At 60.4% G+C, this 26,519-nt stretch carries 16 protein-coding genes; 6 read left to right on the top strand and 10 right to left on the bottom strand.

Features of this window, described 5'->3' with window-relative positions; translation table 11 throughout:
• The first annotated feature begins 59 nt into the window (after positions 1-59).
• Complete coding sequence (locus ACRRSD_RS18395) at positions 60-4,871, top strand: DUF4329 domain-containing protein (RefSeq protein ID WP_435034566.1); 4,812 nt, start codon at positions 60-62, stop codon at positions 4,869-4,871.
• A gap of 67 nt (positions 4,872-4,938) precedes the next feature.
• On the opposite strand, the gene ACRRSD_RS18400 is transcribed toward ACRRSD_RS18395, so the two are convergent.
• From ACRRSD_RS18400 to cbiE, 9 genes are all read right to left on the bottom strand, one after another.
• Positions 4,939-6,312, bottom strand: a complete 1,374-nt coding sequence (locus tag ACRRSD_RS18400; RefSeq protein ID WP_435034567.1) for a PepSY-associated TM helix domain-containing protein — start codon at positions 6,310-6,312, stop codon at positions 4,939-4,941.
• A gap of 150 nt (positions 6,313-6,462) precedes the next feature.
• Positions 6,463-8,583 carry a TonB-dependent copper receptor gene (locus ACRRSD_RS18405; protein ID WP_435034569.1) on the bottom strand — a complete coding sequence of 707 codons (2,121 nt, stop codon included), beginning with the start codon at positions 8,581-8,583 and terminating at the stop codon, positions 6,463-6,465.
• A gap of 85 nt (positions 8,584-8,668) precedes the next feature.
• Entirely contained in the window at positions 8,669-9,115 is a 447-nt protein-coding gene (locus ACRRSD_RS18410) for a DUF2946 domain-containing protein (RefSeq protein WP_435034570.1), read from the bottom strand.
• A 21-nt stretch (positions 9,116-9,136) separates the two neighbouring features.
• Positions 9,137-9,616 (bottom strand): copper chaperone PCu(A)C, encoded by a 480-nt coding sequence (locus tag ACRRSD_RS18415; protein WP_435034571.1) that lies wholly within the window; start codon positions 9,614-9,616, stop codon positions 9,137-9,139.
• A gap of 48 nt (positions 9,617-9,664) precedes the next feature.
• A complete protein-coding gene (locus ACRRSD_RS18420) occupies positions 9,665-10,063 on the bottom strand; it encodes a DUF2946 domain-containing protein (RefSeq protein WP_435034572.1) in 399 nt (132 codons plus the stop codon).
• A 97-nt stretch (positions 10,064-10,160) separates the two neighbouring features.
• Complete coding sequence (locus ACRRSD_RS18425; RefSeq protein WP_077570750.1) at positions 10,161-10,451, bottom strand: addiction module antidote protein; 291 nt, start codon at positions 10,449-10,451, stop codon at positions 10,161-10,163.
• Positions 10,452-10,792: 341 nt separating this feature from the next.
• Positions 10,793-11,521, bottom strand: coding sequence for a cobalt-precorrin-6A reductase (locus ACRRSD_RS18430; RefSeq protein WP_435034573.1), 729 nt, complete (start codon positions 11,519-11,521; stop codon positions 10,793-10,795).
• Complete coding sequence (locus tag ACRRSD_RS18435) at positions 11,518-12,615, bottom strand: cobalt-precorrin-5B (C(1))-methyltransferase (RefSeq protein WP_435034575.1); 1,098 nt, start codon at positions 12,613-12,615, stop codon at positions 11,518-11,520. The genes ACRRSD_RS18430 and ACRRSD_RS18435 overlap by 4 nt, the downstream gene beginning before the upstream one ends.
• Positions 12,608-13,819 carry a precorrin-6y C5,15-methyltransferase (decarboxylating) subunit CbiE gene (gene cbiE / locus ACRRSD_RS18440; RefSeq protein WP_435034577.1) on the bottom strand — a complete coding sequence of 404 codons (1,212 nt, stop codon included), beginning with the start codon at positions 13,817-13,819 and terminating at the stop codon, positions 12,608-12,610. The genes ACRRSD_RS18435 and cbiE overlap by 8 nt, the downstream gene beginning before the upstream one ends.
• 132 nt (positions 13,820-13,951) lie before the next feature.
• Here cbiE and cobG point away from each other — a divergent pair, with 132 nt between their 5' ends.
• The 5 genes from cobG to ACRRSD_RS18465 all read left to right on the top strand — a co-directional run bounded on the left by cobG (position 13,952) and on the right by ACRRSD_RS18465 (position 25,750).
• Complete coding sequence (gene cobG / locus ACRRSD_RS18445) at positions 13,952-15,247, top strand: precorrin-3B synthase (protein WP_435034578.1); 1,296 nt, start codon at positions 13,952-13,954, stop codon at positions 15,245-15,247.
• On the top strand, positions 15,240-15,866 hold the full coding sequence (locus ACRRSD_RS18450; protein ID WP_435034580.1) for a precorrin-8X methylmutase: 627 nt from the start codon (positions 15,240-15,242) through the stop codon (positions 15,864-15,866). The genes cobG and ACRRSD_RS18450 overlap by 8 nt, the downstream gene beginning before the upstream one ends.
• Complete coding sequence (locus ACRRSD_RS18455) at positions 15,863-16,597, top strand: precorrin-2 C(20)-methyltransferase (RefSeq protein WP_371925612.1); 735 nt, start codon at positions 15,863-15,865, stop codon at positions 16,595-16,597. Before ACRRSD_RS18450 ends, ACRRSD_RS18455 begins: the two co-directional genes overlap by 4 nt.
• Positions 16,597-18,297, top strand: a complete 1,701-nt coding sequence (gene cobJ, locus ACRRSD_RS18460; protein WP_435034583.1) for a precorrin-3B C(17)-methyltransferase — start codon at positions 16,597-16,599, stop codon at positions 18,295-18,297. The genes ACRRSD_RS18455 and cobJ overlap by 1 nt, the downstream gene beginning before the upstream one ends.
• A gap of 520 nt (positions 18,298-18,817) precedes the next feature.
• Entirely contained in the window at positions 18,818-25,750 is a 6,933-nt protein-coding gene (locus ACRRSD_RS18465) for a TcdA/TcdB pore-forming domain-containing protein (RefSeq protein WP_435034585.1), read from the top strand.
• A gap of 83 nt (positions 25,751-25,833) precedes the next feature.
• Here the strand turns inward: ACRRSD_RS18465 and ACRRSD_RS18470 are convergent, their stop codons facing one another.
• Positions 25,834-26,430, bottom strand: coding sequence for a MarC family protein (locus ACRRSD_RS18470; protein ID WP_025111770.1), 597 nt, complete (start codon positions 26,428-26,430; stop codon positions 25,834-25,836).
• Positions 26,431-26,519 lie beyond the last annotated feature (89 nt).

Genomic DNA, 26,519 nt, shown 5'->3' on the forward strand with positions numbered 1-26,519 from the left:
GCCGGCAGGAACAGACTCATTCGATCGTTATCCCGATTCTATTTCGCAGGATGCTTATCATGAGTGATGTTTCAGGCCGGACCGACCGTGCCGCCAAACCTTCCCGCAAACTCAGGCTGCCGCCCCTGAGTCCGGCGTTTCTGACTGAGGAGGATGCTGCCTATTGGGTCCATACCCGTATTCCCCAGAAAACGGACAGGGAATATGGCAGCGTGATCCTGCTTCGCCCGGATGGGCGATTCGTCGCCACCTCACCCGTCCCGGGAGAAGTCACACGCTTCGATTTCGGTAGCATCATCGAAGTCGATGCCGCAGGCCGCTACGTGCACCCTCGTGGCTATAGATGCGTGGCGAACCTGCATTGCCATGCGCCTCTGTACGAGGAAGTTCGCAAAGCCAACCCACGTCAGGATGAAAGGCTGATCAGGCTTTTCATCAATTTTTTCTCCGATCTGGATTTCGTCGCAGATGTGGCAGCGAAGGACTTTTTTCGCAGTGCGTATCTGTCCGGACCCGATGGAACCTTGCTCAAATATTCGCCGAGTGGCTCGAAAGAGGAGTTCAGTTACTACCTCTGGCGCAAGGCCGGTTCGCCGTCGGGTAATCCGGGGGGGACTTATGACGTCATGAGCATCATCAACAGACTTGCGTCCGTGGGTGAACTGAAAGTCATTGTTTCGCACGCAGACTGGGGGCATTCCGTTGGTCAAGTGCCGCCGGACTGGAAAGCCGGCCAGCCGTTTAACAAAGGCCGGGTGGCCGGGTTACCGCTGATGACCCGCGTCTGTGCCAGTGCTGAACGTGCCGTTCTTGCTGCACTGAAGTCCAGAGGCGCGCAAACGTGGGGGCTGCTGCTGAAAAAGACTGCCGGCGAGGAGTATGTAGCGACCCATGCGCGGCCGGCCGGGCTGGCGTCATGGGATCCTGCGAAGATCTTTGCGGCGGATGTTGATGGTCAACTGCAGTTGCCCAACGGCTATGAGCTGGAAGGCTTCTACTACGCATCACGCCCGGATCCTTCGCAGTTTCCTCCTGCTCAATCGTGGCTCTACGAGAATTTCTTCACGCCGCAGGAGATAGCTTTGGCCATTGCCTGTCAGGGCCGGAGCAGAAAGCTGTCTGCGGTCCGCCGGCCTTTGTCGCTGTACATGCTGGCGCAAGATGCCTCCATGTTGAAGTACAGCTTCAGCGGCAGTGAGATTGAAAGCGCACTGAGCATCGAGCATTCCGACGGGGCGATCAACGATGCCGGGGTGCAATCCAGACTGTTGAACGGGGCATTGCAGCCACGGGAATTTGTCTCGATGCTGATATTGGCTGGCCGGATCGAGGTTGTGCGGGGCAGCGCGCTATGGGCGCATTTGGGGAGGCTGGACCTGGCGTGGGCGCCTTTCGCGGATTTTCCCTGGCCGTCATTGAGTCGGGCGTTTTTATCCGCCGATGACGCTGTTCGGTATGCCCACGAACAAGTCGGCATTCGCCGTGACCGACAGTACGCAGGCTATGTATTTCAACGCAACGACAAACGCTTTGTGGTCACCGAGCCGCTGGAGGGGGATATCGATGTGCTTGAACAGGGGCGCCTTTATCCTCGGGATAATCGAGGGCATCCGGTTTTCCCCGACAACCACGTGGTGCATGCCCGTTATGTCTCCCACGTCGCACTCACACGGCTTGAGCAGGTCAATATCGATTTCCGCCAGTGGACGTTCCAGGAGGCGTTGCTCAGCCTGCAGATGTTAAGTGTCGAGGAGATCCGGCAGGTATTGCTTGATGAGACCGTTCTGTATTGCTCTGCTGCGATGGACAGCCTGGTCAGATTCGCACCTCACGCAACCCTGGCTTCGAAGGATCTGGCGCGACGCCTGGGAACACGTTTGCATCCCGGTCCGTTGGCGCTGGAGCTGGACAAGGGCAGCAAACGACCGCAAGACTTCATCCGGGAGCAGGCCGCCGCCGGCTGGCTGTTCAACCTGACGGACAACGAGTTGTGGGGGCATCGCGGCCAAGTACTGCCGGGCTGGAGCATGCCAGAATCCGCCGGGTCAACATCCACCGAACCGCCGCCGCCCATACCGACACTGCCTACGCCGTCCCTGCCCCAGCCGTCCCTGCCACCGTATCCCTCGTCGTCATCGTCCCGGTCATCTTCTCCTTGGCCATTGCCATGGAAGCGGCCTGAGTTCGTTATGTACGGTCCAGTCTGTGCTTCGGCGGACGAGGCGGCGCAGCATCTGTTTGCTGGCGACAGGCGTTTGCACGATGAGAACAGAGCCTGGTTCGCATTCATTCTCAAGCACGAGGCCCGGGAGGAATACATTGGTACTGAGCTGTTTCCTGTCAGTGGCCAGGACAGCAATCTGTTTCGACTGGAATCGGTATTTGCCCCTCGACGGTCAGCGCCCTGGTATCAGTACCCGGATGGCTTCGACATATATGGGAGCTTTTATGTGCACCAGAGAGTAAAAGCACCGTCTAGCAGCCCTGAGGACTGGCTGGCGCAGTATTTTGTCTCACCGGATAACCTGACAACGGCGATGTACTTTGGTCGCCGACGGCCTGTAATAGATTCAGGCCCCGCCGCGTTTTACCTTGCCACTCGGGACGGTGGTCTGCTGAGGTACGCGAGGAATACGGCAAGCAAGTTGTTCCATGACGACACGTCTCAGACAACACTTGACTCGATCAAGCGAGGCCTCGCTTCTGGCGAGTGGCTGCCGACGGATTTTGTCCATGAGGTCGCCGAAAGCGGTGAACTTTCGGTGGTGCGAACCAGCGAGTGCTGGGATCGGTCAGGATGGGTCGGGCCAACGTGGCAGCCCTACGCGCATCTGCAGCGACGCTGGCTCGGCCCGGTTTTCCAAAGTGCTGACGATGCTGCGGCGTTTGCCAAATCGAGCTTGCCCCTGGGTACGGACAAACCTTTTGGCGGCGTCATTCTGAAACGGCCCGACGGTTTGTATTTGGCCTCTGCGCCTCTCGAGGTGTCGCGGGAGGATTTCGACATTACCGAGATTTTTCCGGATGAAAGCGAGGGCGCGGGCGTATTTCCTGCTGGCTGCAGGATCACGGCGCGTTATCGATCCAGAGTCGCACGGGAGCTGTCGGTGATTTTTTCTCGTGTCGAGAAGCAGCTCTATCTGAACATGCTGTCCGTCGACACCGTGTACTCAGCCTTCACACGGTTGCCAAGAGTGGCATGGGAGGAATATCTGTTTGGCCCCGACGGTTCGTTGATCCGCTATCAGCCGGGAATATGGGATCGTCTGCGAGCAGATCTGGTGGCCGTTCTGACGGACTACAAATCGGTTCCTGCCACCCTGGATGGCGACGCGATAAAACAGCGCATACGCAGCGCGAAACTGAAACCGAGTGAATGGGTCGACGCCTTGGCAAAGACTGGCTATCTGCAAGTTGTCATCGGCAGTGAAACCTGGGGTTTGCCCCGACAGGTGAGTCGCTGGGTTCCTTACTCTGCGGATCTGCTGCCCGTAATGGATTACACCAGAGCCGCGAGCGCTCCGCTTTGCAGTCCGGTATTCATTCAGGCAGATGCTGCTGGTCGGTATGTTCATGAAATCTCGGTGAGCAGGGACACCCAGACGTTCGGATTCATTCTGCGCTCTCGGGATGGCTTGTTCCTCGCCAGCCTGCCCGTTGAAGTGCAACGCTCTGAATTGGCTGTGGATCGAGTTTTCGAACGGGCACGCCTGTTGTCGGGGTTTGCACAGGATTCGATTTATCTGCGCGCAGCGCTGCCTCCGCTCGGCGCACGGCCTGACGATGTGAGGAATGTCTTTGTAACCCCCAGCGATGTCCAGCAAGCATGCCGACGCGCCAGTACGCCGCAGGGGTACAGACCGATCTACATCTCCTGTGCCGGTGACGCGTTGCTGAAACTGCAATTGCATGCGTTTGAACCCGGCGTGTTCTACGACGCTTACGGGCAGGTGGAGTTGCGCCCCAATGCGTTTGTATCGCGCGAGCAAGCAGCGATTGATGAACGTGACATTGCCAGGGGCCGATTCAGATTTACAGACTACGTGCACCGGATGGCCAAGGCCGGCCGGCTCGAGGTTATTGAAACCAGTGATTACTGGTCGCGGCATGGTCAAGTGGATGAGCGTTGGCAACCGCGTATGGCCGATAGTTCGAGCGAACAACGATGGCGAGATAATCCGGTGCCGGCGCTGGGGCCGGTTTTTCATCACCCCGACGATGCCGCCCGCTATGCGCAACAACGCACGGACGAAAACGCTGATAGCAGAACCGGTTACGAAGGCGCCATTCTGGCGCGGTCGACGAGCAGTCGATTCGTCCCGCTCGAGCCCATAGCGTGGTCCGCTTATGCGGAGGACCCTGTCCTGCGGATATTCCGCTCGTCCAGGGATCCGACGATCAGTTGGCGAAATCCGGCGGCGCGTTACCCCAATGGCTACACACTCGTGGCCAGCCACCAGTTCCATCTGTCGGGCAATACCACGCTCGCACCGGACACGGATGATGTCAGAGCAAATTTCGCTTCGCCTGCGCGAGTGCATGCGCACACACATGAACTCAAGGCCCAGGGTTTCGACATTCAGGATTATTACTACTCAACGCCGAACCACGTGTTGATCAAGTACACGCCTGTTTACTCGCAGGCCGAGAGGGATTTGCTGCTGACCCGACCTGTGGCTTTCGAAGCCGGGCGTTGGGTCAGCCGGCTAAGTCCGGGCGAGTTTGTTTCACAACTGATGGAACTGGGCGAATTCAGAGTGCTGGTCGCGGGGCATTACTGGCGTCAGACCGGTCGCATGGGCGCCGGCTGGAGAGTGCGCCGCCAGCAGCCTGCAACCGAGGGTGGGGCACGAGTCAGGGACGAGTTGTAACGCTCGATTTAGCGGCGACATAACAGGAGTGTGCCGCCGTCGGCGGCCACTCCACACTGAGTCTCACTTACGTCGAGGCAGATTCAGGCTGCCGGCCAAAGCGCGACAGCAGCACTCGATCCAGCAACCACACCACCACCAGCGAAGCGCCTACCAATGGGAACACCACCGCCAGTGCGAGCATGATCACCACGCCGGTTTTCCACTTCGGCAAGTCATGACGCAGCGGTGGCACGCCGAATTTGCCCTGTGGCCGACGCTTCCACCAGATCACCACACCGCTGATAGCGCTGAGCAGAATCATCAGGCAGATCAGCAGCACGAGGATCTGGTTGAAGGTGCCGAACATCTTGCCCTCGTGGAGCATCACACCGATCTCAGTGGCGCGGGCGACGGTGCCATATTGTTCGAAACGCACATCGGCGAGGACTTTGCCGGTGTACTGATCGACATGCAGGGTCGCATCGTTGCGCGGGTCATCGGCGAACACGGCGATGGTGAACACACCGGTGGCGGTGGTCGGCAGGGTGATGCTGTAGCCCGGCTCGACTTTGCGCTGGGTGGCAATGTTCTGCACGTCTTGCAGGCTGATGGTGGGTGCTGCGGGACCGGCGTTGGCTGCACCGTGCGCCATGTGTTCGGCGTGGTCGCCGGACATTGGCATCGGCGTGTTTTCCATCGCCCATGGCACGGTCTGCCGCGTGGCGGTGTTCAGGCTACGCGCCTCGACGTCGGAGGTTGGCACGTTGTCCCACATCGCCGCCGGGAACACGTTCCACACCTGGGCGTATTGCTTGCCCCAGAAACCGGTCCAGGTCATGCCGCTGAGCAACATCACCAGCAGCAATGTCGCGCCCCAGAACCCGGTGACGGCGTGCAGATCACGCCACAATACGCGACCGCGACTATTCAGGCGCGGCCACAGAATCCCCGCTGCCTGACCGCGCGGCCACCACAGGAACAGGCCGGACACCACCAGCACCACGCCCCAGCCGGCGGCCATTTCGATAAGGCGGTCACCAACGGTGCCGATCATCAATTCGCCGTGGATTGCGCGGGCGATGGCTTGCAGATTTTGTTTGGCATCCTGCTCACCGAGGATGTCGCCGTGATACGGGTCGACGAAAACATTAAGTTCGTGGCCGGCGTTGGTCACCACAAACTGTGCGCTGCGTTCGGCGTTGACCGGCGGCAGGTACTGGGTGATCTGAGCTTGTGGATAAGCGCTTTTCACCCGTTGCAGCAAGTCATCGGCGGGCACCGTGTGATGGCCGGCCGGGACGTTGAGCAGGCTGCTGTACATCAGCGAATCGAGCTGCGGTTTGAACAGGTAAATGATGCCGGTCAGGGCCAGCATCACCATGAAAGGGGCGACGAAGAGACCGGCGTAAAAATGCCAACGCCAGGCCAGGTTGTAGAAATTCGGTTTGGGCTGTTTCATCACGTGTGCTCCGCTTGGCTTGGATCTTCTGGTTGTTCTGCAACCTTGTGGGAGCGAGCCTGCTCGCGAAGGCGTCGTGCCAGACGACATCAATGTTGAATGTGCCGTCCCCTTCGCGAGCAGGCTCGCTCCCACATGGGTGGGTAGGTGTTAGAAACTCATGTCGACCTTGGTCCAGAGCGTGCGCCCCGGTTCATTGATCGCTTGCGGGTCATTGGCCGGGTAGCCGAACCCGGCGTTGCCCGCCAGGTTCAGGTGTTCGGCGTAAGCCTTGCCGAACAGGTTGTCGACGCCGCTGCTGACTTTCCAGTTCTTGTTGATCCGGTAGGCACCGTTGAGTGAGAACACGCCGAAGCCCGAACTCTTGTCGTAATCCTTGCCGACCACGTTGCCCTTGTTCTGGTCGATACGGTTTTGCGCGGCAACCACCCGCCACAGTGCGCCAGCGCTCCAGTTGACTTCGGTATAGGTCAGACCGAAACGTGCATCCAGTGGCGGCATTTGCGGCAGGGCCGTGCCGTCGCTGCTGTTCTTGCCCCAGGCGTAGGCCACGGTCGCATCGGCTTTCCAGTGGTCGGTGAGTCTGTACGCGGCACCGACTTCACCGCCCATGATCCGCGCATCGATGTTCTCGGCGCGCGAGGTGCTCATGCCCATCATTCCAGGCGTGTAGTCGAAGAGGATGTAATCGCGGACCACGCCGATATAACCCGAGGCCCAAGCTTCAAGTTCGGCAGATTTGTAGTTCACGCCAAAGTCGAACTGCGTAGTCTTTTCCGGTTTGATCGAATCGAATGCATTGACCGATCCCGCCGGGCCGGACTTGGGCGAAAACAGCTCCCAGTAATCCGGGAAGCGTTGTGCGTGGCCGAGGCCTGCATAGAGCGTGGTCGGGCTGTCGGCGAGGTCGTGCTCGTAACGGAGGAAACCGCTCGGCAGGGTGTCGGCACGGGTGTCATCGGCGGTCGGGTTGGGGCGGCTCATCATTCCCGAACCGGTGGTCTGCCGATAATCCTTGGCCGAGGCGCGGTCGACGCGGGCGCCAGTGATCAGGCGATCACGGTCGGCGGCGTACCAGGTCATTTCGCTGAACATGCCGTAGTTATGGAAATCGGCGTCCTTGGTGAACGGCTGATCCTTGTAGGTATCGATGCCCATGCCGCTGCGCTGACGGTGTTCGTTGGTCTGCGCGTCGAGGCCGGTGATCAACTGAATATCAGCCCAGCGCCAGGTGGCCTTGATCCGTGCGCCGAGGGTGCGGCGGTCGACATTGGACGCCATGGGCCCGGCCATCATCCCGGTGGCGGACGGCGTGCGCAGGGTGTAGTTGTCCATCACGTGGTCGGCGTAGTTGTAGTAGACCTGCGCTTCGAGCTTCTCCAACACATCAGTGATGTTGGATTTTTCGAAACGCAGGCCGAGGCTTTCACGCAGAAACTGCGAGCCATCCATGCCGCGCCCGGCGTAGCGTGCTTCACCGTCGCCCTTACCGGCGGTGAGTTCGATCAGGGTGTCGGCGTCCGGGGTCCAGCCCACCGCGATGTCACCGTTCCACTTGTCGTAGCGCGAGGCGACGATGTCGTTGTTGCCGTCGCGGTAATCGTCGGAATGCGCGGTGTTGCCGATCACGCGCACATAACCCAACGGGCCACCGGCAGCGGCATCGACGACCTTGTCGAAGCGGCCGTGAGAACCGGCCAGAATGCTCGCATTCACGCGGGTGCCGAGTTCGCTGAAGCTTTCCGGCTCACGATCAAACAGCACCGTACCCGCCGATGCGCCCGGGCCGTAAAGCACGGTTTGCGGGCCTTTGATCACCGTGAGTTTGTCGTAGGTTTCCGGCGAGATGTACGAAGTCGGCGCGTCCATCCGGCCGGGGCAGGCACCGAGCATCATGCTGCCGTTGGTGAGGATGTTCAGGCGTGAGCCGAACATGCCGCGCAGCACCGGATCACCGTTGGTGCCGCCATTGCGTACCAGCGAGAAGCCCGGAATGGTCTTCAGATAATCGCCGCCGTCACTGGCCGGCACCGGTTGGCGCGGGTCTTTTGGATTGGTGACGATGGTCAGCGGCGAGCTCGGCGCAATTGCGGTAATCACCGTCGGGCTCAGTTCTTCCTGGTGACCGGCGTGATCATCGGCCAGTACCAGCGGTGACAGCAGGACGCCGCAAAGGACGGCGGTAGCGTGCCTGAAACGAACCCGCGATTCGTTCAGAGCGAAGGACGCCGGGGCAACGCCCGAGCGTGGAACAGCAGAAAACCTGGACATGACAATTTCCATCAAACAGTCGTAAACGACACGGCCGGCAGCCTGAAGCTGTCTTCTCAACCGTGTGCAATCAGAGGTGCGGTGTTTACGCTGTGACGGGAGGGGCGCGGCTGCGGGCGCCGGGGAAGAAGGTCTGACGGGCGTGGCCCAGGCGCGGGGAGGGTGGGGTGAAGGTGTTCAGCGGCGCAATATTGAAGGCGACGAAATCGCCGCCGCCGGTCAGTGCCGGGCAATTGAACAGCAGGCTGCAATAACCGCACTTTTCCCACAGCACGTGGTGCGAGGATTGTGGCGGGCAGTGTTCTGCCGCCGGTTGTGCATCATGGCCGCTGTGATCCATGCCCGGCATGTCCATCGACATGTCCATGCTCATCGGCTTTGATGTCGAGGCGTGTTGATCCATCGGCATCGACTGAGAAATCAGTGGGCCGATGAAGATCATCAACATGGCGAACAGGGCGATCCAGCTGGCGCGAGTCAGGTGTTCAGTCTGACGGCGTTGCCGGGAGGGCCTGGCGTTCAGCGGGCGCATGGGCGGAGTCTGCCGGAAGCCTTACTGAGCGTGCGCGTGAGCCTGCGTGGTTTCCGGTGGTTTCTTCTGCACCGAGACTTCGACGGTGATGTCACCGGCCTTCTCGAAATGCATCGTCAGGGGGAAGCGTTTGCCGTCGCTGAGCAGGCTGCGGTCTTTTGGGTTGAGCAGCATCACGTGCCAGGCCATCGGCGCAAACGTCACGTTGCCGCCGGCCGGGATTTCCACGCTCGGCACTTGCTGCATCTTCATCAGATCGCCCCGCATGACATGTTCGTGCAGTTGCGCCTCTGGAGCAATCGGCGAGTCGACACTGAGCAGTCGGTCGGCAGTTTTGCCGGCGTTGTGAATGACGAAATAGGCGGCGACGGTTGGCGCATTCGGCGGCAATTCTTGCGACCACGGGTGGGCGATCTCAAGTTCGCCAGCCTTGTATTCGTGAGCATGGGCAAAGCACGCCGGCAACAGTAGCGCAGCGACGACGATGAGTTTGTTCAACATGGCAGTTCTCCAGAACGATTTGAAACGCAGGTCAATTGCGCGAACAAATCAAACCAGAGGGGAAGCGCGGGGACTGAGACTCGGCCATTGCTGGCGCGGAGTCGGTGTTTGCAGTGAGGCGGGCGCCACGCTGCGAGTGCTTTCGTAGCGGGCGAAATACAGCTGCGGCGAATGCCCCGGCAACGCCACCAGTGGCGCCGAGCCTGAGCAGCACCAGCAATGCTGCATGTTCGAATGCGTGTCGTTGGCCGGGGCTTTCTGATCGGTGGTGCCGATGTTGATCGCCACCATTTTCGTCCCGCTGCCGGTGCAGAAACTGCTCCAGAGCAATTGCTCGGCCGGTGAATTGGCCGCCTGCGCCATCGCCCCGGTCATCGGCATGGCGAGCATGTTGAACAGCACTGCAAAGCAGGCGATCCAGGCAATTGCTAGCCGGTGTCGGTTCATGGGACAGATCCATTGGGTGGTCGATCAGGCGCGGCTATTTAGCCTGATCAGGGCCGATAAGTAAAAAAGCGTCGTGCGGTTTGGTGTCGCAGCGCTTTCACAGTGTTACGGCATGCAATCGCAAACCCAGAGCCTTCATGACTTTCATGATAGTTGCGAATTCGGGATTGCCAGTGCTACTCAGCGCTTTATAAAGACTTTCGCGGCCCAAACCTGCATCCCGCGCCACTTGTGTCATGCCTTGAGCACGGGCAATGTCATTGAGCGCTGCACGGATAAGGACGCCGTCGCCTTCATCATCGTCAAAACAGGCATCCAGATATGCCGCCATGTCCTCGGGAGTCTTGAGGTACTCGGCGGCGTCAAAACGGGCGAATTCTTCTGACATTGGATGTGTACGCCCTTGGAATCAAAGACGTTGAGCGTAGAGGTGGACGCTGACTGCCGATAGTCAGTGATTCGTTAAGTTGTTGTGGGCAGTGTCCGGCGCGTTTGTAGGATTCAAGTCAGATATCCAGTCGAGCCCGTGACATTGTGGGAGCGAGCCTGCTCGCGAAAGCGGTGGGTCAGGCAATGATGTGCAGACTTTGCCGACGTCTTCGCGAGCAGGCTCGCTCCCACACTGGTCAGTGGCGACCACATAGCCTGTTCACCCCGCGAACCCAGAGGGAGCGGCGGTGCGACGATTCGACTTGCCGGCGCAGGCGGCCGTGAGATCTGTGCTTATTTTCAGATACGGTTAAAGGTCGCGAGGGCAGCGAGGATTTTGTCGACCGAGGCAAACTCCCGATCAACCCCCGGCAACCCCGGTCGCTTCAACACCAGCACCGGCACCCCACGCTCGCGCGCGACTTCCAGCTTCGGCTCGGTCGCGGTGCTGCCGCTGTTCTTGCTGATCAACACATCGATCTGCCGCCGCTCGAACAGTGCGCGCTCATCCTCAAGCAGAAACGGCCCACGGGCGCCGATCACTTCGCAGCGTTCGTTGCCGGGGTAGACGTCGAGGGCGCGCAAGGTCCAGAACTGGTTCTGAGGGATTTCATCGAGATGTTGCAGCGGTTCGCGGCCGAGGGTGAACAGTGGCCGACGAAACGGTTTGAGTGCTGTGATCAACTCGGCCCAATCGCTGACTTCGCGCCAGTCATCACTGGGCTGCGGCTGCCACGCCGGGCGACGTAATGCCCAGCAGGGGATGCCGGTCAGTCGCGCGGCGGTTGCGGCGTTCTGGCTGATCTGTGCGGCATAGGGATGCGTGGCGTCGAGCAACAGATCGATGCCTTCGTCGCGAATGAATTGCGCCAGTCCTTCGGCGCCACCGTAACCACCGACGCGTACCTGACAAGTCAGATCCGTCGGCACCCGGCCAACACCGGCGAGGCTGTAGATATGTTGCGGCCCGAGCGTGCGAGCAATCGCCAGCGCTTCCGTGACGCCGCCGAGCAACAAAACCCGCTTCATGCAAAACCTCCGGCATGCCCGACAATGCCGCCCTGACGATCAATCGCAAACACCTCGACCTGGACCTGCGCCGGCACCACGCTGCGCGCAAAATTCAAGGCGTGGCGGCAGACTTCATCACCGAGGGCAATCCCCGCCGCACTGGCCATCGCCAACGCCTGCTGACTGGTATTGGCCTCGCGAATGCCTTGCTGCACCGCCTCATCGGCGCCAATCGCCGCCGCCCACTCCGCCAGTTGCAGCAAGTCGATACTCGAATGCCGCGAGTGCAGATCCATGTGTCCGGCCGCCAGTTTGCTGATCTTGCCGAAGCCGCCGCACAGGCTGAGTTTATCCACAGGCACTTTGCGCAGATGCTTGAGCACTGCACCGACAAAATCGCCCATTTCGATCAGAGCGATTTCCGGCAGATCGTAGACCCGGCGCATGGTGTCCTCGCTGGCGTTGCCGGTGCACGCGGCGATGTGCAGATAACCGTTGGTTTTCGCCACGTCGATGCCTTGATGAATCGAAGCGATGTAAGCCGCACAGGAAAACGGCCGGACGATGCCGCTGGTGCCGAGGATAGATAATCCACCGAGAATGCCCAGCCGTGGGTTCATGGTTTTCAGCGCCAGTGCTTCGCCGCCCTCGACGTTGACCGTGACGTCGAAGCCGCCGCCGTAACCGGTCTCGGCGGCGAGTAGCGTCAGGTGATCGCTGATCATTTTGCGCGGCACCGGGTTAATCGCCGGCTCACCGACGCCGAGCACCAGTCCTGGCCGGGTCACGGTGCCAACTCCGGCACCGGCATTGAAACGAATCCCCGGCTCACTCAGCAGTCGCACCCGCGAATAGAGCAAGGCGCCGTGGGTCACGTCCGGATCGTCACCGGCATCCTTGATCGTCCCGGCCTCGGCGCCGTCATCGGTTAAACGACAGAATTCCAGGCGCATCTGCACCTGCTTGCCTTTGGGTAACACGATCTGCACCGCATCGGCTGAAATCCCGCCGAGCAACAGGCGCGCGGCGGCAAGGCTGGTGGCGGTGGCGCAGCTGCCGGTGGTCAGGCCGCTGCGCAGGGGCGCAGGTTGTTCAGCGGTTTCGTCACGCATCGAGGGGTTTGACCAGATCGAGCAGAGTGATTGGCAACGCTTGGCGCCAGGTATCGAACTCGCCAAGTGGCTGCGCCTGGGCGACATGGATGCGCGTCAGCTCGCCGCCGTAACGTTCGCGCCAGTTCATCAGGGCCACTTCGCTTTGCAGGGTCACCGCGTTGGCGACCAGACGACCACCGGGCTTGAGGTGTTCCCAGCAGGTTTCGAACACGCCCTCACGGGTGACGCCGCCGCCGATGAAAATCGCATCCGGGCGCTCCAGTCCGGCGAGAGCCTGCGGTGCCTTGCCGCGAATCAATTGCAGGCCGGGTACACCCAGTGCATCGCGGTTGTGCTCGATCAATTGCTGGCGACCTTCGTCGGCTTCGATGGCCAAGGCGCGGCAGCTCGGGTGCGCGCGCATCCACTCGATGCCGATCGAACCGCTGCCGGCGCCGACGTCCCAGAGCAGTTCGCCGGGTATCGGGGCGAGGCGGGCGAGGGTGATGGCGCGCACGTCGCGTTTGGTCAGTTGGCCGTCGTGCTGGAATGCTGAATCCGGCAACCCGGCTAAACGTGAAAGGCGCGGGGCCTGTGAATCGGCCAGGCATTCGATAGCGATCACATTGAGGTCGGCTATCGGCGCGTCGTCCCAGGCGTCGGCGATACTGTCGATGCGCCGCTCGGCGTCACCGCCAAGATGCTCGAGAACGCTCAGGCGACTCGAACCAAATCCGCGCTCGCGGAGCAATTGCGCAACAGCCGCAGGGCTCTGCCCGTCGTTGCCCAGCAACAACAGACGCACGCCACTGAATAGTTGCGCATTGAGCGCCGTCAGCGGTCGGGCCACCAGCGACAGCGTCACCACCTCCTGCAGCGGCCAGCCAAGGCGGGCAGCGGCCAGCGAACAGGACGACGGCGCCGGCAGAATCAGCATCTCTTCGCTCGGCACCTGGCGGGCGAGGCTGGCACCGACGCCGTAAAACATCGGATCACCACTGGCCAATACGCAGACCGCTTCGCCCCGCTGTTCGAGCACGGGCGCGAGGGAAAACGGGCTCGGCCACAATTGCCGTTCACCGCGAATACACACCGGCAGCAAATCCAGTTGGCGCTGGCCACCGACGATCCGCGAGGCGCCCAGCAGGGCACGCCGGGCGTTTTTGCCCAGGCCCTTGAAGCCGTCTTCACCGATTCCCACTACCGTCAGCCAGGGTGACATCTATATTCCTCTAAACACGCCGTTCCGACGGGCAGACTTTTCATGCCGACGGACAAAGCAGGCATAATACCGCGCCTTCGCTCGCGAAGCGCCTTTGCCACGCAGCCGGTCAGACCCTTGAACGAACGCCCGATGTTCACCGCCTTACGCCCCTCGGCCTGTCCGGGGTTGCTGCGTATCGTCCAGGCACTGGACGGCGGCATCTGCCGGATCAAGCTCAATGGCGGTTCGATCAGCGCCGATCAGGCCGACACGGTGGCCGAAGTTGCCGAACAGTTCGGCGGGGCTATCGAGGCGACCAACCGCGCCAATCTGCAAATCCGTGGGATCGGCCAGCAATCTGCGGCACTGATCGAGCGCTTGCTCGCCGCCGGTCTCGGCCCGCGCACCGCCGCCGGTGACGATGTGCGCAACCTGATGCTCAGCCCCACCGCCGGCATCGACCGGCAGATGTGCGTCGACACCCGCGCACTGGCCGAGCAGATCCTCGACACCTTGCAAAGCCATCCACGCTTTCATGAGTTGAGCGCCAAGTTCGCCGTGCAGCTCGATGGCGGCGAAGCGCTGGCGATGCTCGAACATCCACATGATCTGTGGTTGTCGGCGTTTGAGTGCGACGGGGAAAAATTGTGGGCGTTCGGTCTGGCCGGATGCCCGACGGGTCGTGCCGTCGGTGCCGTGACGACGGAAAACGGCCATGCGCTGGTGGTTGCGGTGCTGGAGTTGTTCCTGCAACTGGCCCGCCCTGAACAAACGCGGATGCGCCATTTGCTCGATGAACTGCCGATGCTGGCCTTTCTCGACGCCCTGCGAATGCGCGTGCCGATCAAGTCGGTCAGCCAGTGGCAGCGCACCGCCGTTGCGCAGGATTTGCACATCGGCGTTCATTCGCAACATATCTCGGGACGGGTGTTCATCGGCGCCGTGCCGCCACTCGGGCGTCTTGATCCGGCGATGTTGCGCGCGGCTACGCAACTGGCTCGCCAGTACGGTGACGGCAGCCTGCGTTTCACGCCATGGCAAAGCCTGTTGCTGCCGAATGTCAAAGCGGCCGATGCCGCGGTGGTGCTTGAGGCACTCGAACAGGCGAAGCTATTGACCCGGGCCAGCGAACCGCTGGCTCATCTGATCGCCTGCACCGGCTCCAATGGCTGTGGCAAAGGCCTGGCCGACACCAAGCAGGACGCCCGCCATCTGGCGACCTTGCTGCCCTCGGCCCTCAACGTCCACCTCAGCGGCTGCCCGCGCTCCTGCGCTGCCGCGCACTGTGCCCCGGTGACGTTGCTGGCCGTCAATCCCGGTCATTACGACCTCTATTTTCGCGATGCGACGCTGCCGGGTTTCGGCGCGCTGCACGCACGCAACCTTACTATTGAAGCGGTCGCGACACTGCTCGCCGCCCGCGCTCGGAGCCCCCTTGATGCTTGATTACATCCGCGATGGTCAGGAGATTTATCGCAACTCCTTCGCGATCATTCGCAGCGAGGCCAATCTGGCGCGCATCCCGGCCGATCTGGAAAAACTCGCGGTGCGGGTGATCCACGCCTGCGGCATGGTCGAGGCCGTCGACGGTCTGCAATTCTCCGAAGGCGCGGGCAGGGCCGGGCGCGATGCGCTGGCCGCCGGTGCGCCGATCCTCTGCGATGCGCGGATGGTCTCCGAAGGTGTGACCCGTGCACGCCTGCCGGCCAACAATGAAGTGATCTGCACCTTGCGTGACGAGAGCGTGCCGGATCTGGCCCGTGAACTGGGCAACACCCGTTCCGCCGCCGCGCTGGAACTGTGGCGTCCGCACCTGGAAGGCAGTGTCGTGGTGATCGGCAACGCGCCGACCGCACTGTTCTATCTGCTGGAAATGCTGGATGCCGGTGCACCGAAACCGGCGTTGATTCTGGGCTTCCCGGTCGGTTTCGTCGGCGCCGCCGAATCGAAAGCCGCGCTGGCTGCCGACAGCCGTGGCGTGCCGTTCGTGATCATGCAAGGTCGCCTCGGTGGCAGCGCCATGGCCGCCGCCGCCGTTAACGCCCTCGCCACGGAGATCGAATGATGCAGGCCAAAGGACGTTTGATTGGCCTGGGCGTCGGTCCGGGTGATCCGGAACTGATTACTGTCAAAGCCCTGCGCCTGCTGCGCGAGTCGCCGGTGGTGGCGTACTTCGTCGCCAAGGGCAAAAAGGGCAACGCGTTCGGCATCATCGAAGCGCACCTGCAAGACGCACAGAATCTGCTGCCGCTGGTGTACCCGGTGACCACCGAAGTGCTGCCGGCGCCATTGTCTTACGAACAAGTGATCAGCGATTTCTACGATGAGGCTGCCGAAACCGTCGCGGCCCATCTGGATGCCGGTCGCGATGTCGCGGTGATCTGTGAAGGTGATCCGTTCTTCTACGGTTCCTACATGTATCTGCACGATCGCCTCGCCACCCGTTATGAAGCCCAAGTGGTGCCCGGCGTTTGTTCGATGCTGGGCGGCGCTTCGGTGCTCGGCGCGCCGCTGGTGTATCGCAATCAGAGCCTGTCGGTGCTCTCCGGCGTGTTGCCTCATGAAGAATTGAAACGCCGACTGGCCGACGCCGACGCGGCGGTGATCATGAAGCTGGGGCGCAATTTCCCGAAAGTGCGGCAGGTGCTGGAAGAACTCGGTCTGGCCGAACGTGCGCTGTACGTCGAGCGCGCAACCATGGCCAATCAGAAGATCGTGCCAATGGATCAGGTCGAGCCGATGTCGTCGCCGTACTTCTCGCTGATCATCGTGCCGGGCGAACGGTGGCAAGGCTGATGACTCAATCCACGCCAGCCATCGTTATTCTCGGTCAGGGCAGCCTGGCCACCGCACGGCGCATTCAGCAGGTGTACCCGGCGGCGCAGATCCACGGCCTCGCCGGGCGCGTCGAAGGTGCCGATTGCACCTATCAGGAGTTCGGCGCGACCCTGCGCGCGCTGTATCAGCAGGACACGCCGATCATTGCTCTGTGCGCGGCCGGCATCGTCATCCGCACGCTGGCGCCGCTGTTGCTGGAAAAGGGCGCCGAACCGGCAGTGCTCGCCGTAGCCGAAGACGGCAGCGCCGTGGTGCCGCTGTTGGGTGGCCTCGGCGGGGTGAATGTCATGGCGCGGGACATCGCTGCCGGGCTGCAAGTCGCCGCCGCGATCACCACCAGCGGCGAGTTGCGTTTTGGCACCTGCCTGCTCAATCCGCCGAGTGGTTACGCACTGGGCGATCTGGAACTGGGCAAGCGTTTTGTCTCCGATTTGTTGGCCGGCCACAGCGTGCGCATCGAAGGCGCTGCGCCGTGGCTGGATCAAGCGCAATTGCCGGAAGATCCGCAGGCGCAGCGTTCTATTCATGTCGGCAGTGCCAGGCGTGAAGCGAGTGCCAGTGAGTTAATGATCTATCCACGCAGCGTGGCGGTGGCAGTGAGTGCTGAAGCAGCAGATCTGGCGAATGCCGTTCGCAGCGCGTTGCAGCAAGCAAAAATCGCCGTGCAATCGTTGGCCTGTCTGTTGGCCAGCGAAACGCAAATGGCTTCGCCACTTTTGCGTGAAGCTGCGCTTGAGCTGGGAGTGCCGCTGCGCTTCGTTACGGCGCAAAGCGATATCGAAACTCTGGCACGTGCCGCAGTGCCTGAGGCTACAGTCGTGGTCAGCCACGGCATGGCAATAGCGGTTGCCGAGCAGCCGTTGGATGTTTCCAGCATTGGCCGGCCACGCGGCCGTCTCGCCGTGATCGGCCTCGGCCCCGGCGCCGCCGAACTGATGGTGCCGGCAGTCAAAGCCGAACTGGCTCGCGCCACCGATGTGCTCGGCTACGAAACCTACGTACGCATGGCCGGGCCGTTTCGCGACGATCAAGTGCAGCACTGCACCGACAACCGCGAGGAGATGCAGCGCGCGCGTCACGCCTTCAGGCTGGCGGCCGAGGGGCGCTCGGTGATTGTCGTGTCCTCGGGCGATCCGGGCGTGTTCGCCATGGCCGCAGCAGTACTCGAAGCGTTGCACGAGTCGGCTGACCCGGCGTGGCACAGTGTCGACCTGGAAATCCTTCCGGGCGTTTCCGCTTCGCTGGCCACCGCCGCGCAGGCCGGAGCACCGCTGGGCCATGACTTCTGCGTGATGTCGCTGTCGGACAACCTCAAACCGTGGTCGATCATCGAAAAGCGTCTGGATCTGGCCGCCGAAGCGGATCTCGCGTTGGCGTTTTACAACCCGATCTCCCGTGCACGTCCGTGGCAACTGGGTCGGGCGCTGGAGATTGTCGCGCAGCATCGCACGCCGCAAACACCCGTGGTGTTGGGCCGCGACATCGGCCGTCCCGGCCAGACTCTGCGCACCACGACACTGGGCGCGTTGACCCCTGAGCAGGTGGATATGCGCACCATGGTGCTGATTGGTTCGTCCACCACATGCACCTTTCCCCGTGCCAGCGGTGGTGATTGGGTTTATACGCCGCGCTGGTATGGCGAAAAACCGCTTTCCTGAGCGCCGTGCCGAGGCAAGTTGTAAATAAGTTGCCTCGGTGTGACATCCAGTCGAAATTCATTATCAGACGATAAAGTTTAAAGCTGGGCGGTATATCCGTTGGGAGCACCGCTTCGTTTGTTTATTGAACGACTGGTCATGCATCTGTTTGTTACCGGATCATGCGCGTAATCAACTTGTCTGTTGTTCGATGTTTCTCGGGAAATTATTTGAGTTTGGTGCTTTTTGAAGTTGCCTCGCTGGCAGACTAGCTTCGTCCAGGATTCTCTCAATGAATACAGGATGAAGTCTGATGGGTGTCATGGAGCAATATGTTGACGAGTTTGATTTTATTTCGGTCGATGAATACTCCGCACTAAAGCGAGCATTCAAGGCGTTCTCCGATTCTGCCGAATATGCAATGTTGGTGGCGCTTTACGAGAAGGCTGGGCAGGCCACCAACCTCTCTGAAAAGCTGCAAGTTGTAACACTCTTTCTTGAAAACTTTGAGCGCTTGTCAAAGCGTAACTCAGCGCCCGCGATGACGTTGATCGATAACGTCGCAGACAAATTGCGCGATCACGCCGCCCGCTTGACGGGCACGCTGAACATGCTCAGCGACATGTCCAACCCGGTACCCGCAATCATGCATTTTGTCTGGGTGGGTGGCAGTGAAGTCGGCAGTATCCAGCGCGATTACATGAATATCTGGCGTCAGGTGCTGGCTGCCGAGAATTACCAGTTCAATCTCTGGTACGACAGCGATGCGTTGCTGGCTTTCGAGATGAATCGGGTCATATCCGACAGTGCCAGAATTGACGCGATGGAGTCTGGCGGGGACACAGTGACCAACGCCGGTGAACTTTCAAAGATGATCGAAGATCGCGCGCGTGTATTGAAGCGCGAGATGTTTGAATATCTGCAACAACCGCAATGGCAAGGGAAGGCTGATCAGGCCCGGATCGACCTGATGGTGCGCGCCTATGGCAAGGACCGCGCGACCTTGGAAGCCTTTCGTCAGAACTGTTTGCAAACCCATCAGCAAATGGCTGGCAGTGACTTGCAGTTGCGTGATGTTCGCCGGGAGTTCGCCGGGCACTTTTTACAAGATGTCTATCAGCGCGAAGTGTCAATGCGCGGTAATTTTGCGGCGGCAAGCGATGTTGTTCGCTTGCAGGCCGAATATGCCGAAGGCGGGCGTTACAGTGACATGGATTACTTGCCGCCGCTGGCTGACAGACTGGGCGGTGTCGACATCAGCGGGTTCAGTGACGAGCAACGGCTGGGGGTGTTGCAGCTTCTGCTCAATCATGATCAAACGTTGATGCCCGGTCGCGATCGTCTGCGCTACGCCGATCACACGGAGACTTTGCCTGCCGCACAACGGGAGGCTCTGCTGGTCTTCGCCCGCAGCAAACCCGGTATCGAGCATATATTTGTCGCACCGCGTGAAGTCCACAGCCCGCGACATGGTCTGCGTATGGGCGCGCAATTCAGCAGAGAGATGAACGCTTATCTGTTGGCACAGCCGCAAAGCGAAATGACGCTCGCGGTCATGCAGTTGATCCGATTCAACTATGACTGCCTCCAGGCGGTTGAACAGGTGGCCATCGCTTCGTCGGTAGACTGGTCACAGACTGAACGATTGCTCGACGTAATAGAAAACGTCATGAACGAGAAAATCGAGCAGGGGCAACTGACGCGCACGCTGCAGGATTTTCTGGGTAAGTTGAGCGAGGCGATTTTAAGTTACTACCGTGATGGTATTCGCGTCGGAGCGCGCGGCACCATTGCGCTTACCGGACCCGGTGCAGCGGTGACCGGGATGAAAAATTATATCGAGACTCACCTCCTGCCGCACAACGAGGTTACGGTTCAGGAGCGCTTGCGCCTGGCCGAGGGTTACAACGTACAGACCGAGGAAGAGGCGATCTCCGGTTGGACGGTCAATGACGACGCCGAGCAATGGCTGGCCAAAGAGCAGGAAAAGTGGAGAGCCGGCAAACTCAAATCACGTTACACCGGGCAACTGGCGGATCTGCTTCAGCCGCAACAGACGCTGACGTTCAAACAAGGCTGGCCTGTGGTGGGCGGTAAACCGGTGCTGCTGACGTCGGTCCTGCAACAATGGATGGATGATCTGGGCGAACCCTTTGTGCGAGCCATGAGGGACAAGCTCAGCGGTGACATCAGCTTCACCAAAGCCTTTTCCATCGGCTTCGATAGTCGTCAGTTGATCCTTGCGCAACCGGTGCGCGAACTGCCCGTTTCCCATGGTGCCGAATCCTCAAGCAACCTCAATGAACTGCTCAGCCGCATTGCCCATGATTCCCTGCCGCTGGAACAACTCAGCCCGTTAGTGCGCGTCATGCTCGGGGGGATTTTCGGCGCGACAAGTCTGGACGACGCCAGTTTTGCCAGTGTCTGGCATACCGTGCGCGACCTCGCTGTCGACACTGACGGCGACGGTACTTTCGCTCGTTATGATGCGCTTGAAAGAGCCCTGCGCCAGCGGCAGTCGCGCGACTTCGAGGCCGGGCTGGCGCGTGGACAAGTGCATGACGTCCTGACAGCCCGCGAACTCAAGGTTCAGGCACTGTTTGAACCCCTGACCTTGCGCCAATGGGGCGAACGTATCGGGCAGATCACTCGCACGGCGCAAGGCGAGTTCCGCTCGCGGAATCTCCAGCGCAGCGCGCAGGTGCGCGAGATATTCTTCGAGGCCGGCGCGACCTCGGCGCGGCAGCTGTCGCAGGATTTGCTGATGCACACGCCCAGTGATCCGGGGCGTCGGTGTTATCCGCTGGCGTTGCTGATGGGCGCAGCGGTGGCTGCCGGCGAGTCGGCCGAACGGACACTCGTGGGGCATGTTGCCACGGCCAACGTCAACCATCAGGAACCGAGTTCACAGGCATTGCTCAGTGCGTTGAGTGAACTGCGGGCCTTGCCCACCAGTGCTATTGGTGAGCCCCGCGGCTTGCAGAGTCTGGACTCGGTCATTCAGACGCTGGAGGCGAAAACTACGGCCACCGTCCTGTTGCTCGACACCGGTGATCACGCCTTGCTGATGGCCAAAGTGCAGACAGGAGGCCAATTCGTCTATCGATTCTACGACCCGAACTTTGCCATTTATGCGTTCGCCGAAGGCGCGCAGGTGAAACTTGGCGTTGAGCGTTATCTGAGCGCCGGAGACAGTGCACTGGCCAGGCTCTACGGCCTGGGCGAGATGGCCGGGGCGCGATTCAACGTGATCGAGTTGAAGACCGAAGCGATGGCGACCCGCAAGCTATCGACGGGTTTGCCCCTGGACAGTTTTTTACGCATTCCTTCCAGTGATTCACGCAGTGTTCCTGTCTGGGCAAAACAGGCCGTGGCGCGCCAGCGTTCGTTCAGCGCAAACGCGCGGATGGGTGCCAGCCTGGCGCAAGTGGATGCGCGCTACTGGGCGCAGGCGTTTGCTCAGGCCATGCAGCAATTGCGCAGTGAGTACTCGTTGGGGCGTGAATATCTGCCCTTGCTGGAAACAGTCAAACCTCAGGCGGACGGCGGCTTTTCGCTGACGTTGGTCGATGCGCAGCATCCGCATCAAGTACGAACAGTGAGCACGGCCGACCCACGTTTCACTCAGCTCAAGCAACATCTGCATCAGAGCGTGAAGGCAGGCAAACCGAGTGGTCCGGCCGAGGCGGATGGAGGCAGTCGCTTGAGTTTCGCCTTTGCGATTCAGACGCTGGTCAGCGAGATGCGCCATCGTGAATACCAGGCCGGTGATCAGTTGCCAGCCTTGTCGATTGCGTTGCAGATTCAGGTTTACGTCAGCTATGCGCAGTTGGGTTTTGGTGTGCTCAGCGATACCGCACAGATGATCAACCTGGTACGGCAAGTGGTGGCCAGTGAACAGGCGCTGGTCTTGCGCCAGTCGTCGTTGTCCGGCCGTGTGCTCGGTCGCGGGGCAAGCGGCGTTGGGTTTGCGTTTTCGCTGGTCAACATCGGCTTCGATATTCACAACCTTTCCCTGGCGCAAAATCACGAGCAGCGCTCGCGGTTCTCCACGTCTCTGGCGTTCAACACAGTGGCGTTGGGGCTGGATGTCGTGGCATTGGCGGCAGGCGGAACGGTGGGAGCAGCGGCGGCTTTTCTGTCTGTGCCGTTGCTCGGTATCGGCATCGGAGCCACTGCCATCGCCAGCAACCTTGGGCAGATTGCCGACAAGGCAACCGCGGTGGGCAATCATTTGCGTGCCATCCACAACGCTTACAAACCGGGTGCGTTCTCTGTCGCAGAGGGTGTATTGCAGTTCCCGCCAGAAGCGGTGATCACCCACCTGGATCTGCAGGACAGACGGGTTCGCTTTGACAGCCAGCGCTTTTATCCATGGGGCGGCGGCGCACTTGAGTTGCCGCAATACAATGATGACCCGAAGCAGATCCACCATTCCCTCAATATCCGGCAGGCCTTTGGTCTCCCCGAGAGCACAACGCTGAACAACCAAGGGGTTGCGGCACTGCATACCGTGGTGTTGCCCTGCACACCGCTCTGCTATTACGGCTACGAATATCAACTGGGAGGCGCGGGTTATGTGTACGAGCCACTGCCGGAAGAGCAGGTCGAGCCGCGCAACGCCAGTGAAATGCCTGAGCCACACTGGTACTCGTTTTTCAATCCGCTCTCGGCATTGGGCGATACGCTGACGACCCATCTGGATAAGCGCATCCACACGCGCTATCCGCAATTGCGCAACAGTGCAGCGGACAAGCTGGAATACGATCAGCAGGGTAACCGGCGTTTTTATCTGCACAGCACACCGTCTTTGAAACACATCCTCTACAAGCTGCATCCGGTCTACCAACCCACAACGATCAGCGTGCAACTGGACGAACATGTACGCCAATTAGTGGTACCAACCTTGCCGGTGGAGTGCCAGCAAAAGCTGTCCTACGAAATCAGCGCCACGTCAGAACGCTGCCAGCTTCGTCTGACGCCGGGACTGAAAATCGTGCAATTCAATGGCGCGACCCAATGGCTGGTGCATGCCCCTTGGGCCGGCATCGAGCAGGTCAGCTTCGACGACGTAGCAACGAGGGATGACGATGCCGAACGGGTGCATCTGGCGGGGCGTCAACTAACGGTCGACGGTATCGTGCTGTCGGCGTTCGAGGGGTTGGTCGAACTGGTCGGGGGAGAGTTGTTTCAACTGGACTGGCAACGCAATGCGCTGCACCTGGTGTCCATCACCCTCGACGAAGTTAAAAGCAGTCCGCGTGATGTCCTCGCCCACCTGCGCCAGCGAGACCATGAGGGGCGCCTGGGCACTGGTTACGTCACGGTTCACCGGTTCAAGGTTCCGTTCACCCCGGCCAGTGACGCTGTGCGCACAACAGCCTTTTACGATGTCGCTCAAAAACGCTTGTTGTACGCGCGCAATCTGCCGCGCGAGGTCAACGACGGCCTGATGCTGGGTGCCGCCAACGCTGCCCATGCGTGGTTTTATCATCCCAACCATGCCACGGTCTGGCGCGTCGATGTGATCACCGGCCTGGTCGTGCATCGTTATCGGTTACTGAGTGTGGAACCCGGTACGAAAATCAGCGCTTTCGCGCAACTGGCGGATGGCACTCTGCGAGTTTCGCAGCAGTTGGTAGAACAAAAGTCCATGAATGTGCGCACGACGTTGGAGTTTCATCTGACCGACCGCGAAGTGACGCTGACAGACATCCATATGTGGTCGCCCGGTCTGGAAAACTCTTTCCTCAAGCCCGAGGAGGGCACGAGAGTCGCGTTTTTCCGCCATCGCCAGAAACAGCCTCGTCCCTACGCAGACGAGACACCCGGCATGGCTTCGTCCATCAGCACCTGGACCTACGCGCCGTACATTCACGCCCGTGCCTGGTCCTTCGATCAATTGCTTGAGCGGGCATGGATTGCCGCGCATCACGACAGGTATTTCCGGGCTGGCGCCGACAGTGATGCGGACACGGTGATGCTGATGCCTCGATCCTCTGATCCCGCCGCTGCGCTGCTGTTTTACAGCCGGCAAAGTCAAATGCTCAGCCATGGCATCGAGCTGCGTGACGACGTGCCATGGCACAAGGCGCTTGCGAAAAATGTGATTGACGTTACGCGGGTTGGCGAAAGCTTCCTGGCCACTCAGAGTGACGGGCGACTGTTCGAACTCGACCTCGGCGCCAAGGATGACAACTGGCTGTCCGAGCTTGATAGAGATGTTCTGAAGTTTGTCGGCCTCGGTCAGCGTTGGCTGCAACAAAACCCCGATTGGCTGACGGCATTACCGGCGCTTGCCAAGGAGTACAGCCGCGCCGCGTTTGCGATCATCGGCCTGCGTGCGCAAGTGGGTCAGACGCTTCTGCCCGTATGGTGTATTGACGAAAAACTTGTGCTGATGGACGCAATGGGTAATCACGAGCTTGTGTTGCTGGGGCTGACGCCCGACCGGCAGGCGGTTTGGCTGCTTGATGGTTCTTCCGGGCAGCTGTGGCGGCAGACACTGGTCTCCCTCGAGCAGATGCGCACGGCGTTCGGCAACGGCAGCGTCTTACTGCATCGCCAAGCGTTGCCGCAGGCCGAGCGAGTCTGGTCATCGTGGGCGTTTTGTGAAGTGCTGCCGCATGGTGACGGGCTGCTGGCGCGTACCCGCGAAGGTGTGACGCTGCACCTGCAAGATCACCAACCGGCGCGAATTGTCGGCATGGAAAACCGTTGGTCATACGTCCCTGGCCAGACACCTGCGCAGTTGCGGGAGCGTTTGAAGCAGCGGCTGAAGGGGCAAGCCCATGCCGCGTTTATCCCCGTCGAAAACACCGGCAATCGTTACCAATACTATGTTCCGAAGCTTGATCGACTATTCGATGTGTCCGCACGGGACGACGGAAAATGGGCGACGTTCCTCGGTACGCGCGACGGGGCCAATCCGCTGCTGTTCGACCCTATCGACCCATTGATCTTCAGCGCCGGACCGACCGATGGCGTCTGGTTGCCGGACAGCTACGCCTTCCGTGACGAGGAGGTCATGGTGCTGGAGGTGAGTGATGACCTCGCCGAGGTGCAGCCATTGCTTCCTGACAATGTCGAAAGGCTGATTCTGAGCTTCGGTTCGCGCACAGAGGGTTATCGAATATCGACCGCAACCTGGCAGCGACTGGATTGCATCGTAGTCGATGGGCGGCGCCCGTCCGGGGACCAGGTGACGGAACCGGGCTTGTTGGTGCTGGATATGCCCGAGTGTGGGCACTGGCTGATGTCACGGGTCGATAGCCATCTGGTACTCGCCGATCCGGACAATGGTCACAGTCTGATCGTTCGCGGGATCGAGGAGCAGGGGGCATGCGAACTGGCTGTCAAAATCGCTGGCCGTGAGTACGTGTGCGCACTCGAACAATGGTTGAAGGCCTTCGCGAGCGTGCAGGGCAATGAGGTAATTGCCAGTCTGGCGGTGGTGGCTGAACATTTGCCCTGACCGGTAAATTGGTCTGAAAAATAAAACGCCGCGAACATTGTCGTTCGCGGCGTTTTATTTCGGTGGGCGCGTCCGGGCTGGCGTCAGGGCACCAGATAGCCTTTAACCCCGGTAAAAATGATCTGCGCGGCCAGTGCGCAGACAAACAATCCCATCAAACGACTGACGATCTGCAACCCCTGATCCCCCAGAATCCGCTCGATACGATTCGACAGATACAGCACCACACCCACGGTAAAACTGGCCAGTGCAATACTCATGATTGCGGTGAGCTTGTCGTCCCAGTGCGGCTGGCTGACGCCCATCACCAGCAAGGCGCCGATAGTGCCCGGGCCAACGGTCAGCGGAATGGTCAGCGGCACAATGGTGACGTCCTGCTGCACGTTGTCGGCCTGCACCGCCGGTTTGCCCTGTGCCATGCCCAGCGCCGAAATGAACAGCACACTGCCGGCGCCGATGCGAAATGCATCTACGGTGATGCCGAACACATCGAAAATCACTCGCCCGAACAGATACAGCAAGACGCTGGAGACCAGCGTGGCCACCGCTACTTTCCAGGCCAGACGCCGTTGCTCTTTGCGCGAGTAACCGCGGGTCAGACTGATAAAACAGGACAGCACGAAGAACGGGCTGTAGAGCACCAGCATCTTCAGGTAAACGCTGAACAACACGTGGAGCATGGTTTCGGCTCGCATCCAGAGTAGATGGGGCGGAGTCTATCAGTTGCTCTATTGCCTGTGTGCGTCGTGATGCAATGTTTGGTGTTTGT

The sequence above is a fragment of the Pseudomonas neuropathica genome (assembly GCF_051174785.1).
Taxonomy (GTDB): domain Bacteria; phylum Pseudomonadota; class Gammaproteobacteria; order Pseudomonadales; family Pseudomonadaceae; genus Aquipseudomonas; species Aquipseudomonas neuropathica_A.